Below are 13,288 nucleotides of genomic sequence, written 5' to 3'. Positions count from 1 at the left end.
CCTCGACGAAAGGTCCCCATGTCCCACGCACGAACCCCCACGCGTCAGGCCGATCGGCTCTACCACGACCTGCTGTCCCCCGCCGAGACCGTCGAGGTCCGGGAGCGGGCGCGGAAGATCGCCGCCGACGTGGTGGCGCCGGCGGCCCGCCGGATCGCGAACGGCGACGAGCGCGTCGACGGCTTCCCCCGCGACGTCTTCGACGGCCTCGCCACCGCGGGCCTCTTCCGCGTGCCCTTCGCCGCCGAGGTGGGCGGCGACGGGCTGGCCCACCCGGTCACCGCCACCGCGGTCGCGATCGAGGAGCTCGCCTACCACTCCAGCAGCGTCGCGGCGGTCTTCGACGTGCACTGCATCCTCGCCGGCAACGTGCTCACGCACGGCACCGAGGCCCAGCAGCAGCGTTGGCTGCGACCAGTGGCCAAGGGCAGCCTGGTCGGGGCCTTCGCCACCACCGAGCCGGAGGCCTCCTCCGACCTGAGCCCGCAGGCCGTGCGGACCGTGGCCGTCCGGCACGGCGACACCTGGGTGCTCAACGGCCGCAAGCGCTGGATCTCCAACTCGCCGGTCGCCGGCTTCATCGTCACGCTCGCCCGCACCGAGGACCGGCTGTCGATGTTCATCGTCGACACCTCCCTGCCGGGCGTTCGCGTGGGCGAGCCCGACCGGAAGATGGGCAACCGGGGCCAGCTCACCGCCGACGTCTGGTTCGACGACGTCGAGCTGACCGACGACGCGCTGCTCGGCGGTGACCACGGGCAGGGACTTCGCCACGCGCTCGCCACCCTCACCCTGGGCCGCGTCGGCATCGCGGCCGCGGGCGTCGGCATGGCGCAGGCCGCGTTCGACCACGCGGTCGCGCACCTCTCGACCCGCGAGGCGTTCGGCCGCACGCTGGCCGCCAACCAGCACTGGCAGTTCCTCATGGCCGAGCGGGCGACCGAGATCGAGAACGCGCGCACCCTCTACCTCAAGGCGGCCCTGCGGCGCGACGCCGGCGAGACCTTCCCCGAGCCCGAGGCCTCGATGGCGAAGTTCTACGGCAGCCGGCTGGCGGTCGACATGGCCCGTGACGCCGTGCAGGCGTTCGGCGGCCTCGGCTTCGCACGCGAGCTCAGCGCCGACGGCACGCCCGGGCCGGTCGAGGCGATCTACCGCGACAGCAAGATCGGCGAGATCTACGAGGGCGCCAACGAGATCCTCAAGTGGGTCGTCGCCCGCACCATCTTCGGGAAGGACCTCACCGGATGAGCCTCGCCGGGCGCACCCTGCTCATGTCCGGCGGCAGCCGCGGCATCGGGCTGTCCATCGCGGTCGCGGCCGCCCGGCGCGGCGCCGACGTCGTCCTGCTGGCGAAGACCGGCACGCCCGACCCGCGGCTCTCGGGCACCATCCACACCGCCGCAGCCGAGATCGAGGCCGCCGGCGGCAACGCGCTGCCCGTGGTGGGCGACGTCCGCGACGAAGCCTCGGTGGAGCGCGCCGTCGAGCAGGCGGTGGAGAGGTTCGGCGGCATCGACGTCGTCGTCAACAACGCCTCCGCACTGGCCGTCGACGGCACCGACACGCTGCCCATGAAGCGGTTCGACCTGATGACCGCGATCCAGCTGCGCGGCACGTACCTGCTCACCAGCAAGGCGCTCCCGCACCTGCGCAAGGGGAGCAACCCGCACGTCCTCTCGCTCAGCCCGCCCCTCAACCTGTCGCCGGCGTGGCTCGGCGCTCACCCGGCGTACACGGTGGCCAAGTACGGCATGACCCTCCTGACGCTCGGGTGGGCCGCGGAGTTCGCCGAACACGGCGTCGCCGCCAACTGCCTGTGGCCCGAGACCTACATCGCCACGGACGCCGTGAAGAACATCCTCGGCGGCGACGCCGCGATGGAGAGGTCACGCTCGCCCGAGATCGTCGCCGATGCCGCCGTGGCGATCCTCGAGCGGCCGGCGCGCGAGTGCACCGGCAACACCTTCCTCGACGTGGACGTGCTCCGCGACGCCGGGACGACCGACCTGTCGCCGTACGGCGGAAACGGCGACCTGGCCTACGACATCTTCGTCGACCCGCCCCCGGGAGGCGCGACCCGCACACGAGGGAGAGTCGGATGACAGGGAACCAGCCCGTGGCCGCCGGCCATCACATCCTCGTCGAGGCCGAGGAGTTCGACGACTTCGGTGGGTGGACGCTGGACTCCCAGTTCGAGGTGGAGATGGGGTCGCCGTACCTCCTCGCCCACGGTCTCGGTGTCCCCGTCGCCGATGCCACCACGACGATCGACGTCGAACGGGCCGGTTCCTATCGCGTCTGGGTGCGTGCCAAGGACTGGGTGCCCTCCCACCATCCCGGCCGCTTCGCCGTGTCGATCAACGGCGAGCGGCTGCCGGTCGAGTTCGGCGCGAACGGTCGCGACTGGACCTGGGAGAACGCCGGACGGATCGACCTGGCCGAAGGCCGAGCCACGATCGTCCTCACCGACCTGACCGGTTTCGACGGCCGATGTGACGCCGTCTACCTGACCACCGGCGACGCCGAGCCACCCGACGGGGTCGATCCCGGCACTCGTGCCTGGAGACGACGGCTCCGTGGGCTGCCGGACCAGCCGGTCGAGGGCGGATCGTTCGACGTGGTGGTCGCCGGCGGGGGCGTCACCGGCTCGGCGGCCGCGCTCGCCGCAGGTCGTCTCGGCCTGACGGTCGCACTCGTCCAGAACCGCCCGGTCCTGGGTGGCAACGCGAGCACCGAGATCGGGCTCACTCCCCGCGGGGAGACGGGGGCACTCGTCAAGGCACTCTCCGCGCGGTCCGCGGACGGCGATCTTGCGGCTCTCGATCTCCTGCGTGCGGAACCGACCGTGTCGGTGTTCCTCGAGCACCAGATCTTCGACGTCGCCCGTGACGGCGACCGGATCGTCTCGGTCGTCGCCCGCGACACTCGCTCCGGACGCGAGACCCGGTTCCGTGGCGCGATGTTCATCGACTGCACCGGTACCGCGATCCTCGGCCTGCTCGCCGGCGTCGAGACGATGTTCGGGTACGAGAGCCGGGGTGAGTTCGGCGAACCACTCGCTCCGGAGGAGCGTGTCGAGTCGCACCACGGAAACACCCTGTTCTTCCGGACCCGTGAAGAGAACCACCCGTGCGGCTTCCCGGATGTTCCGTGGGCGATCGAGGTCGCCCAGGACTACGCCGACCTGGGCGGACAGCTCGAACGTCCGGGCATCGACAACGTTGCAGGACCGGTCGCCGGGCCGGCCCGAACTCCTGACCCGAGCATCCGCCGGCGGATGCTCAAGCCGTTCACCCACTTCTGGGAGTACGGCCAGGACCTCGACCCGTACACCGACGCCGAGCACATCCGTGACCACCTCCTGCGGGCGGTCTACGGCACGTTCTCCAACGTCAAGACCTTCGAACCCGAGACCCATGCGAATCTCGCACTCGACTGGGTCGCCTTCGTCCCCGGACAAGGCGAGTTCCGTCGATACAGGGGCGCCTACGTCCTGACCGAGAACGACATCCGGGAACACCGTCGGTTCGACGACACGGTCGCCTGGAACTCCGGCGCGTTCTGCCTGCACCACCCGGGCCACGAGAAGTACGACTTCCGCCTCCGGGACTGGACGTGGGACACCCGCGACGACAGGCCCTTCGAGGTGCCCTTCCGGTGCCTGTACTCGGCCCACCTCGACAACCTGATGATGGCCGGGAAGCACATCAGCGTGACCCACATCGCCGGTTCCGTCACCAAGTTCATGGGCAACGGGGGCCAGCACGCGATCGCCACGGCAGCCGCAGCCAAGCTCTGTCTCGAGTACGGCGTCACGCCGAGCGAGCTCTGCGACGACCACCTGGTGGAACTCCGGAAGACGGTCGAGACGCTCGGTGGGTCGGTCGGACATCCGGTCTGAGGGAGACCCTCGTGCGAGGTCGCCTCAGGACAACCGGCGGGCGACCGCGGGAATCACGATCGCCGCCGCCACGACGTGGGTCAGCATGAGAAACACCTTCGTGGCCACGGCGGCGTCGGCGATCACGTCGGGCACGAACGACAACACGGTCAGGACGACGGTGGTGCGGATCCACGCGGTGCGCGGGCTGCGGGCGAACCGGCGCAGCCCCAGGGCGATGACCAGCCCGAGGACCGAGAAGATGACCGTCATCGTCGCGAACCCGGACGGCGGGATCGGGGTGCCGGCGATGGCGAGGCTGATCCCGGCCGCCTGGCCGGCGGCGGCGACCACCGCGGTGGCGGCCGCGGCGACGACGGTGGCCAGGGCCCCGTCCCGCAGCAACGACCCCGCCGACGGCGCGGCGATCGTGCGGGCGGGGGCGGCGGTGATGTGGGTGGTGGACATGGTGGCCTCCGGTGGTGAGCCGACCGGCCCGGCGCCGGTCTCTCCCATTCCGACCCCGAGCGGGCCCGGAACTGTTCGGTGTGCCCGCGAGGAATTCGCCGGCCGGGCGGCCGGCAGCCGACCCGTTACGCCCGCTGCCCCAGCCATGCCGGCAGGTCGGCGAACGAGTCCAGCACCGCGTCGGGAGTACCGGACGCCTCCTCCAGGGTGCGCGGGAGGAACTTCCCGGTGCGCACCAGCACGCCGGTGATGCCGGCCCGCTGTGCGGCCAGCACGTCGGACTCCACGTCGTCGCCGACCATCACGGCGTCGGCGGCCGTCACCCCGAGCAGCCGCAGCGCGCTGGCGAAGAAGCTCTCGGCGGGCTTGCCGACCACCTCTGCCCGTACCCCGGCGGCCGCTTCCAGCCCGGTGACGAACGCGCCCGAGTCGAGCTGCAGCCCGTCGTCGGTGCGCCAGAACAGGTTGCGCTGCATCGCGATCAGCGGCACGCCGCGCTGCAGGTGGGCAAACGCCCGGTTCAGCGCGGCGTAGTCGAACTCCGGGCCCGCGCCACCGACCACCACGACGTCCGGTGCCTCGTCGTCGACCAGCCGGAGGTCGCCCAGGTCGTCACGGATGTCGCCGCTGTTGAGCAGCAGCACCCCGGCGTCCGGGTACTGCTGCGCGACGTGGGCGGCGGTGGCCACCGGAGCGGTGACGATGTCGTCCTCGGCGACCTCGAAACCACCGCGGCGCAGCGCATCGGCGATCCAGGCTCGCGACCTCGACGTCGTGTTGGTGACCAGCTTGATCGGGTGCCCGGCGGCCCTGAGCTGCGCGAACGCCTCCGTCGCACCGTCCAGTGGCTGCCAGGACACGGTCAGCACGCCGTCGATGTCGACCAGCAGTCCCGGCAGTGTCGCCACCCGTTCTCACCTCGACGCAACAGATAGCACAGGGCGCGGCGGACCGGCCAGCAGCGCACCGATGGCGGGATCGCGCGCAGTGCATCGTCCTCTCGACGATCGGCCGCGGCACGAGCAGGTGCGAGGTCGCGGACGGCGACCGGGTCACCCACGGCGCCGCGCGGGCGTCCACGCACCGCGGCCGTCCGATCGACGGTCCGGCCCCATGGCCACGCCCAGCACGGCCGCCAGCACCGCCGAACCGGCGGACGCGGCCACGACCAGGTCCCGGCGGCCGGGTGGGAGCGCGGGACGTGCACCGGCGGTGACCAGGGCGTCGAGCGCGTCGGCGCACCCCGCCGTCACGACCCAGGTCCGCAGCGGCGCGCCGGACCGGACGGCGTGCAGCGTGCCGGCGCCGAGGGCGAGATCCCGGGCCCCGAGTGCGCGGCCGAGCACCGCACCGCCCGGCGTCTCCGCCACCGGCCCGACCCAGAACCGGCCCGCGGCGCGGGGCGCGGCCAGCGCGGCCAGCCCCAGGCCGACCCGCAGCCCGGCCCACGCACCGGCCGCGCGGCGCAGCACCCGTCCGTGTCGTGCCCGCATCACGGTCAGTGGTGCTGCACCGGCTCCGTGCCGAACAGGTCGCGGTACTCGTCGGGCAGCTGGGCGACCAGCTGCGTGAACTCGCCCTCCGACAGCGCGACCTTCAACGCGACCCCGACGGCCCGCGCGTGCTGGCGGGCCTGCTGCGGGGTCGTGTCCCCGCCTTCACGGTCACGCACCCGGTCGTAGAACTCCTCGATCCCGAATCGCTCACCGGGCCCGCTCGCGGGCAGCACGTCGGCGAGCGCATCCGGCAGCTGCGACGCCAGGTCTGCGGTCTCCCCGCCCCGCAGCCGGTGCCCCAGCACGTCCAGCGTCGCGCGGACCGCCTGCTGCGCCTGCCCGGGCTCCGCGATCGCCGCGCTCTGCTGTACCGCCGAGACGATCTCGTGCTCCTGCATCAGGACTCCCCAGCCTGTGTCGACGACATCGTGGCCGTAGGCGTACCCGGCGCGGGACGCACCATGCAGCTCGGTGATCGACGGTCGTGGAGTGCAGCGTTCGCGTCGCGAACGTTCCACTCCACGACCGTCGATCATCATGTGGTGACGGCGGCGAGCCCGGCGCGGAGCTGGTCGGCGAGCGGTTCCCGGGCGCCGAGCCGGTTGTCCACGGCGAGGTGCGGCACCGGTGGTGCGACGTCCGGGCGCATCCGGCCGACGAAGGCGTCGAACGCCTCCAGCTTGCCGTGGTCGCGCGGCAGCCCGCGGCGCTCGAGCCGGCTCCGCAGCGTCGCCGCGTCCGAGCGCACCCAGACCAGCCGGACCGGCTCGCCGCCCAGCTCCCCGACCCACGCCCGCCAGCGCTCGGGATCGTGGATCTGGCCGGTGAACGGCGCGGTCAGCAGCACCGGGCAGCCGTGCTCGCGGATCTCCCGGGCCACGGCGGTCATGCCCGCGTACTCGTGGCGCTTGACGTGCTCGTCGTACCAGTCGCCCTCCCGCTCACCGGGGTGACGACCGGCGGCGGCCAGCGTCGCCGCGACGAACGACCCGTAGAGGGTGTCCTTGTCCAGCAGCGCCGGCACCGGCGAGAGCAGCGCCAGCAGGTGGTCGGTGACGGTGCTCTTGCCCGACCCGGGCGGCCCGGCGACCACCCACGCGTCCGCGAGCCCCACCCCGCCTCAGGCCTTCTCGAAGAGGTCCGCGTGCCGCTGGCGCAGCTTGTACTTGAGGACCTTCCCGCCGACCGTCTCGGGAAGGGCGTCGGTGAACACGACGGCCTTGGGGGTCTCGTACCCGCCGAGCCGGTCCCGGCAGTGCGCGAGGATCGAGGCCTCGTCGGGTTCGGCACCGGGCCGCGGCACCACGACGGCGGTCACGGCCTCGCCCCAGTGCTCGTGCGGCAGGCCGACGACCGCGGCCTTCTCGACGGCGGGATGGCCGTGGAGGACGGACTCCACACGCAGGCTGGAGACGTTCTCCCCGCCGGACTTCACGATGTCCTTGAACCGGTCGACCATGATCCGCAGCCCGTCCTCGTCGACGGCGACGCTGTCGCCCGAGTGGAACCAGCCGCCGCGGAAGGCCTCGCGCGTGGCCTCCTCGTCGAGGTAGTAGCCGGGGGTGACGATCGGGCTCCGGTAGACGGCCTCGCCCGGGACGTGCGGCGTGTCCCGCAGCGACGCCCCCGACTCGTCGACGACGTCGGAGGCCAGCATCGGGCTGGGAACGCCGACGTAGTTGACCGCGGGCGCGGTGCGCTCGTGGACCTCCGGCCAGGCGAGCGGCCAGAACCGGTGGCAGGCGATCGACTCGGTCTGGCCGAAGATGCCGAGCGCGACGAGCCCGGGCGCCTTGTCCTGCAGCGACGAGTACACCTCGGGGGCGAGCGCACCCCAGCCGTACACGAGCACGGTGAGGCTCGACAGGTCCGCGCCGGTCCGGTCCGCCTCGCCGACCAGGGCGGACACGAACTGCGGCGAACCCGCCCAGAGCGCGGTCGGCCGCTCCTCGGCGACCGCGGCCACGACCTGGTCCGGGACGGGCCGGCGCCCGAGGACCAGCGAGCCACCCGCGAGGAACGCCGGGAACGTGAAGATCTGGTCACCGACGTGGTAGATCATCGGCAGGAACGTGGCGACCTCGAGCTCGGCCTCGACCGGGAGCCGGCGGGTCAGCGAGACCGAGAAGTTGAGCGCCGCCAGGTGGCTGCCGCTGTGGGAGACCATCACGCCCTTGGGCATCGCCGTGGTCCCCGAGGTGAACAGCAGCTGCCAGATGTCGTCGCCGTGGATCTCCACATCGGGTTCGGTCCGGTCGTGGCCCTCGACGAACTCGCCGAACGACGGGACGCCCGCAATCACGCCACCGACCGCGACCGCGGCGGCGACCGGCAGGCCGCGGGAGGCGAACGACGCCTCGGCGCGCGGCCACAGCTCGGCGTCGACGATCGCCACCCCGGGCTCGGCCCGGTCGATCAGGTACTCCAGGACGTCCGGCGCGACCGCCGGGTTGATCGGCACGGCCACCATGCCCGCCTTGGCGATCCCGATCTTCGCGAGGAACGCCTCCACGGAGTTCTCGCAGAACAGGACGACCCGGTCGCCGGGCTCGAGGCCACGGGCCGCCAGCGCGTGCGCGACCTGGTTGGCGATCTCGTCGGCCTGCCGGTAGGTGACCGAGGCGAACCGCTCCTCCCCGTACGCGCCGGCGCGGCCGGTGATGGCGATCTTGTCCGGGTAGCTCCAGGTCAGCCGTTCGAACACGTCGCCGACCGAGGTTCGCTCCCAGCGGTTGACGGCCCGCCGCCCCCGCAGCCGCGTGACGTCGACGTTCCCGAGTGCGTCCACACCAGCCTCCTCGCTGTCCGCGTGACGGGTCACAGCATCTCGGGCGGCGGGGCAGAGGACAACCCCCTAGTCACCAGCGATTCACGTTTGTCGCCGAGGGAGGTCGGTGGACCGGCGCTCGTCGTGAGCCCGCCACCCGTGCATTCTTCCCCGATATGGGCCGCTCCGGACGTCCGGGCAGGATGCTCTTGCCGAGGACCGCACTAGTGAACCATGATGCACTGGAGCCGATCGAAGGGTTCCGACATGCCGACCGTCCTGCGCTCAGCGCTGAACACCTCGGACGAGACCTACCTGTCCAACCGGAAGCGCTCCGAGCAGGTCCTCGCCGAGCTCGACGAGCAGGTCCGGGCCGCCATCGCCGGCGGCGGCCCGCGCTACCAGCAGCGCCACCACGACCGCGGACGGCTGCTCGCCCGGGAGCGGATCGAGCTGCTGCTCGACCGCGACGCCGCCTTCCTGGAGCTCTCCACGCTCGCGGCGTGGGGCACCGAGTTCCCGGTCGGGGCGTCCGTGGTGACCGGGATCGGCGTGGTGTCGGGGGTCGAGTGCATGCTGATCGCGCACGATCCGACCGTGCGCGGCGGCGCGATGAACCCGTACTCGCTGCGGAAGGTGCTGCGGGCGCTGGAGATCGCCCGCACCAACCGGCTCCCCGTGATCAACCTCGTGGAGTCGGGCGGCGCGGACCTTCCGACCCAGTCCGAGCTGTTCGTGCCCGCCGGCAAGATCTTCCACGACCTGACCGAGCTGTCGTCGATGGCGATCCCGACGATCGCGCTCGTGTTCGGCAACTCCACGGCAGGCGGCGCGTACGTGCCCGGCATGTGCGACTACGCGGTCATGGTCGACCGGCAGGCCAAGGTGTTCCTCGGCGGGCCCCCGCTGGTCAAGATGGCCACCGGCGAGGACGCCGACGACGAGGAGCTCGGCGGCGCCTCGATGCACGCCCGGGTCTCCGGGTTGTGCGACCACTTCGCCGTCGACGAGCACGACTGCATCCGGATCGGCCGCCGGATCGTCGCCGAGCTGAACTGGCACAAGCTGGGCCCCGGCCCGACCCTGTCCGCCGACGAGCCGCTGTACGACCCGGACGAGCTGCTCGGCATCGCGCCGTCGGACATCAAGGTCCCGTTCGACCCCCGCGAGGTCATCGCCCGGGTGGTCGACGGGTCCCGGTTCGGCGAGTACAAGCCGCTGTGGGGCACCAGCCTGGTCACCGGCTGGGCGTCCGTGCACGGCTACCCGGTCGGCATCCTCGCCAACGCCCGCGGCGTGCTGTTCAGCGAGGAGGCGAAGAAGGCCACGGAGTTCATCCAGCTGGCCAACCAGACCGACACCCCGCTGATCTTCCTGCAGAACACCACCGGGTACATGGTCGGCACGACCTACGAGCAGGGCGGGATCATCAAGGACGGCGCCAAGATGATCAATGCGGTGACCAACAGCACGGTCCCGCACATCACGATCAACCTCGCCGCCTCGTTCGGTGCCGGCAACTACGGGATGTCGGGCCGCGCGTACGACCCCCGGCTGATGTTCGCCTGGCCCGGGTCGCGGCTCGCCGTGATGGGGGCCGCGCAGCTCGCCGGCGTGATGTCCATCGTCGGCCGGCAGTCCGCCGCCGCGGCCGGCCGCGAGTTCGACGCCGAGGCCGACGAGCGCACCCGCGCCGCGATCGAGGCCCAGATCGACGAGGAGTCGCACTCCTTCTTCGTCACTGCCCGGCTCTACGACGACGGCCTGATCGACCCCCGCGACACCCGTACCGTGCTCGGGATCGCCCTGTCGACCGCGCACTCCAACACCGTCGCCGGCCGGCGCGGCTACGGCGTCTTCCGGATGTGAGGGACACAGTGACCACCCACAAGCCGACCATCCACAAGCTCCTGGTGGCCAACCGGGGCGAGATCGCCGAGCGGATCATCCGCTCCGCCCGCGCGCTGGACATCGCCACCGTCGCCGTCCACTCCGATCCCGACGCCGACGCCCCGTTCGTCGAGGCGGCCGACGAGGCGGTGCGACTCCCCGGCGCCGCCCCGTCGGACACCTACCTGCGGGCCGACCTGATCATCGAGGCCGCCCGGCTGACCGGGGCGGACGCCGTCCACCCCGGATACGGGTTCCTCTCGGAGAGCGCCGAGTTCGCCAGGGCCTGCGCCGCGGCCGGGATCGTCTTCGTCGGCCCGCCCGCCGACGCCATCGAGGCGATGGGCTCCAAGATCGCCGCGAAGGAGCTGATGGAGAAGGCGGGCGTGCCGGTGCTCCCCGGCGCGACCGTCGACGACACAGCGGAGACCGACACAGGAGAGATCGGCACAGGGGAGATCGACGCCGCTGCTGTCACCGCGATGGCCGACGGGGTCGGCTACCCGCTGCTGGTGAAGGCGGCCTTCGGCGGCGGCGGGCGCGGCATGCGGATCGTCCGCTCCGCCGGCGAGATCGTCGACGCGGTCACCGCGGCGCGCCGCGAGGCCGCGTCCGCGTTCGGCAACGGCACGGTGTTCCTCGAGCGCCTCGTGGAGAACCCGCGCCACGTCGAGGTGCAGATCTTCGGCGACACCCACGGCACGGTCGTGCACCTGTTCGAACGCGAGTGCTCCATCCAGCGCCGCTACCAGAAGATCATCGAGGAGGCCCCCTCCCCCGCGGTCGACGACGCGCTCCGCAGCCGGCTCGGGGACGCGGCGGTCGCCGCCGGTGCGGCGATCGGCTACACCGGCGCCGGGACCGTCGAGTTCGTGATGGCACCCGACGGCGAGTTCTTCTTCCTCGAGGTCAACACCCGGTTGCAGGTCGAGCACCCGGTCACCGAGGAGGTCACCGGGCTCGACCTGGTGGCGTTGCAGATCGCGGTGGCCGAGGGCGAGCCGCTGCCCGCCGAGGTCCGCCAGGCCCGGATCACCGGGCACGCCGTCGAGGCCCGGCTCTACGCCGAGGACCCGGCCGCGGACTACCTGCCCGGGTCCGGCACCCTGCACCGCTTCCACATCCCGGACCTGCCCGGGATCCGGGTCGACACCGGTGTCCGGGACGGCTCGGTGATCGGCACCAGCTACGACCCGATGCTCGCCAAGGTGATCGCGCACGGCCGCACCCGGACCGAGGCGGCCCGCAGGCTGGCCCGCGCGCTGGCCGAGGCCGAGCTCCACGGCCTCACCACGAACCGTGACCTGCTCGTCGCGATCCTGCGGGAGCCGGAGTTCCTCGCCGGGCACACCGACACCGGCTACCTCACCCGGCACGAGCCCGCCGCGCTCGTCGGGACCCCGGACGAGGCGACCGTCGCCGTGCACGCGCTCGCGGCGGCGCTGGCCGACCAGGCGTCCCGGCGGGCCACCGCCCGGGTCCAGCCGGTCGTGCCCACCGGCTGGCGGAACGTGCCGGGCGCGGACCAGCACGCCGGGTACCGGCTCGGGGACACCGACGTCGACGTGGCCTACCGGTTCGGCCGCGGCACCGTCCACGCCGCCGTGAACGGCACCCCCCTGGACGGCGTCGCCGTGCTCCGCGCCGACGCGCACGGCGTCGACCTGCGCGTCGGGGGCGTGCGCCGCACGATCCGGGTGCACCACGTCGGCGACACCTTCCACGTCGACAGCGTGCTGGGCGCCACCGCGCTGGTCGAGCGGCCGCGGCTCCCCGAACCCGGCCTCGACGCCGCGCCGGGGTCGTTGCTCGCGCCCATGCCCGGCACCGTCGTCCGGGTCGCCGCGCAGGCCGGCCAGCACGTCGAGGAGGGCGCGGTGATCGTCGTGTTCGAGGCCATGAAGATGGAGCACGCGGTCCGGGCCCCCGTCGCCGGCACCGTCGCCGAGCTGTCCGTGGCCCCGGGCCGGACCGTCGACACCGGCGACGTCCTGGCCGTCATCGAGGAACAGGAGGGCTGAGATGACTCCCGTGACCTACGAGGTGCACCGCGGCGTCGCCTGGCTGACCATCGACCGTCCGGAGGCGCGCAACGCGCTGAGCAGGGCCGTCCGGGACGGACTGTTCGACGGCGTCCGCCGGTTCAACGACGACGCCGAGGCCCGGGTCCTCGTGCTCACCGGCGCCGGGGACACGGCGTTCTGCGCCGGCGGCGACCTGAAGGAGATGAACGAGACCGCGCTGCAGGTGCCGCCGCCGGACTTCCTGCCCCAGCCGGGCCGCAACATCGACGTGCCGAAACCGACCATCGCCGCCGTCAACGGCATCGCCTACGGCGGCGGGTTCCTGCTCGCCCAGCAGTGCGACCTCGTCGTCGCCGCCGACCACGCCCGGTTCGCGGTGTCCGAGGTGAAGCTCGGCCGCGGCGCGCCGTGGGCGGCGCCGCTGTCCTGGCTGGTCCCGCCGCGCATCGCGATGGAGATCCTGCTGACCGGCGACCCGGTCGACGCGGAGCGGGCCCGGCGGTACGGCCTCGTCAACGACGTCGTCCCGCTCGCCGAGCTGCACGCGCACACCCAGGCACTGGCCGAGCGGATCGCGGCGAACGCGCCGCTGTCGGTGCTCGCCGCGAAGCGGACCGCCTACCTGTCCGCGAGCCACCCGCGGGCCGAGGCCTACGACCGGGCCGAGGAGATCTGGGAACCGGTCTACCGGTCGCGGGACGCCCAGGAGGGCCCGCTGGCCTTCCGGGAGAAGCGCACCCCGGTCTGGCAGGGGGTCTGA

At 72.6% G+C, this 13,288-nt stretch carries 12 protein-coding genes; 6 read left to right on the top strand and 6 right to left on the bottom strand.

Going from position 1 to position 13,288, the window contains the following annotated elements; translation table 11 throughout:
• The first annotated feature begins 18 nt into the window (after positions 1-18).
• The 3 genes from H7X46_RS02550 to H7X46_RS02540 are packed head-to-tail and all read left to right on the top strand — an operon-like array spanning position 19 to position 3,904.
• Positions 19-1,251: an acyl-CoA dehydrogenase family protein gene (locus tag H7X46_RS02550; protein WP_186357864.1), complete on the top strand. Its 1,233-nt coding sequence runs from the start codon at positions 19-21 to the stop codon at positions 1,249-1,251.
• Positions 1,248-2,105 (top strand): NAD(P)-dependent oxidoreductase, encoded by an 858-nt coding sequence (locus H7X46_RS02545; protein WP_186357863.1) that lies wholly within the window; start codon positions 1,248-1,250, stop codon positions 2,103-2,105. The genes H7X46_RS02550 and H7X46_RS02545 overlap by 4 nt, the downstream gene beginning before the upstream one ends.
• On the top strand, positions 2,102-3,904 hold the full coding sequence (locus H7X46_RS02540; RefSeq protein WP_186357862.1) for an FAD-dependent oxidoreductase: 1,803 nt from the start codon (positions 2,102-2,104) through the stop codon (positions 3,902-3,904). Before H7X46_RS02545 ends, H7X46_RS02540 begins: the two co-directional genes overlap by 4 nt.
• A 24-nt stretch (positions 3,905-3,928) precedes the next feature.
• Here the strand turns inward: H7X46_RS02540 and H7X46_RS02535 are convergent, their stop codons facing one another.
• The 6 genes from H7X46_RS02535 to H7X46_RS02510 form a co-directional block, all read right to left on the bottom strand.
• A complete protein-coding gene (locus H7X46_RS02535) occupies positions 3,929-4,351 on the bottom strand; it encodes a DUF6069 family protein (RefSeq protein WP_186357861.1) in 423 nt (140 codons plus the stop codon).
• Between the two features lie 125 nt (positions 4,352-4,476).
• Entirely contained in the window at positions 4,477-5,259 is a 783-nt protein-coding gene (locus H7X46_RS02530; protein ID WP_186357860.1) for a TIGR01458 family HAD-type hydrolase, read from the bottom strand.
• A 144-nt stretch (positions 5,260-5,403) separates the two neighbouring features.
• Entirely contained in the window at positions 5,404-5,844 is a 441-nt protein-coding gene (locus H7X46_RS02525) for a hypothetical protein (protein ID WP_186357859.1), read from the bottom strand.
• A 5-nt stretch (positions 5,845-5,849) separates the two neighbouring features.
• Complete coding sequence (locus tag H7X46_RS02520; RefSeq protein WP_186357858.1) at positions 5,850-6,245, bottom strand: DUF2267 domain-containing protein; 396 nt, start codon at positions 6,243-6,245, stop codon at positions 5,850-5,852.
• A gap of 137 nt (positions 6,246-6,382) precedes the next feature.
• Positions 6,383-6,961: an ATP-binding protein gene (locus H7X46_RS02515; RefSeq protein WP_186357857.1), complete on the bottom strand. Its 579-nt coding sequence runs from the start codon at positions 6,959-6,961 to the stop codon at positions 6,383-6,385.
• A gap of 6 nt (positions 6,962-6,967) precedes the next feature.
• Positions 6,968-8,635 carry an AMP-binding protein gene (locus H7X46_RS02510; protein ID WP_186357856.1) on the bottom strand — a complete coding sequence of 556 codons (1,668 nt, stop codon included), beginning with the start codon at positions 8,633-8,635 and terminating at the stop codon, positions 6,968-6,970.
• Positions 8,636-8,881: 246 nt separating this feature from the next.
• Here H7X46_RS02510 and H7X46_RS02505 point away from each other — a divergent pair, with 246 nt between their 5' ends.
• From H7X46_RS02505 to H7X46_RS02495, 3 genes are read left to right on the top strand one after another with little or no spacing between them, the layout of a single operon-like run.
• Positions 8,882-10,483: an acyl-CoA carboxylase subunit beta gene (locus H7X46_RS02505; protein ID WP_186357855.1), complete on the top strand. Its 1,602-nt coding sequence runs from the start codon at positions 8,882-8,884 to the stop codon at positions 10,481-10,483.
• A gap of 8 nt (positions 10,484-10,491) precedes the next feature.
• A complete protein-coding gene (locus H7X46_RS02500) occupies positions 10,492-12,525 on the top strand; it encodes a biotin carboxylase N-terminal domain-containing protein (protein WP_186357854.1) in 2,034 nt (677 codons plus the stop codon).
• Position 12,526: 1 nt separating this feature from the next.
• On the top strand, positions 12,527-13,288 hold the full coding sequence (locus H7X46_RS02495; protein WP_186357853.1) for an enoyl-CoA hydratase/isomerase family protein: 762 nt from the start codon (positions 12,527-12,529) through the stop codon (positions 13,286-13,288).

This window comes from Pseudonocardia sp. C8, assembly GCF_014267175.1.
GTDB lineage: Bacteria > Actinomycetota > Actinomycetes > Mycobacteriales > Pseudonocardiaceae > Pseudonocardia.
The sequence above is the reverse complement of the archived record's forward strand: the minus strand, read 5'-3'. Positions and strand labels throughout refer to the sequence as shown.

Coding starts and splice junctions, on each gene's coding strand:
- H7X46_RS02550 (WP_186357864.1), top strand. CDS start 19: ATGTCCCACGCACGAACCCCCACGCGTCAGGCCGATCGGCTCTACCAC.
- H7X46_RS02545 (WP_186357863.1), top strand. CDS start 1,248: ATGAGCCTCGCCGGGCGCACCCTGCTCATGTCCGGCGGCAGCCGCGGC.
- H7X46_RS02540 (WP_186357862.1), top strand. CDS start 2,102: ATGACAGGGAACCAGCCCGTGGCCGCCGGCCATCACATCCTCGTCGAG.
- H7X46_RS02535 (WP_186357861.1), bottom strand. CDS start 4,351: ATGTCCACCACCCACATCACCGCCGCCCCCGCCCGCACGATCGCCGCG.
- H7X46_RS02525 (WP_186357859.1), bottom strand. CDS start 5,844: ATGCGGGCACGACACGGACGGGTGCTGCGCCGCGCGGCCGGTGCGTGG.
- H7X46_RS02520 (WP_186357858.1), bottom strand. CDS start 6,245: ATGCAGGAGCACGAGATCGTCTCGGCGGTACAGCAGAGCGCGGCGATC.
- H7X46_RS02505 (WP_186357855.1), top strand. CDS start 8,882: ATGCCGACCGTCCTGCGCTCAGCGCTGAACACCTCGGACGAGACCTAC.
- H7X46_RS02495 (WP_186357853.1), top strand. CDS start 12,527: ATGACTCCCGTGACCTACGAGGTGCACCGCGGCGTCGCCTGGCTGACC.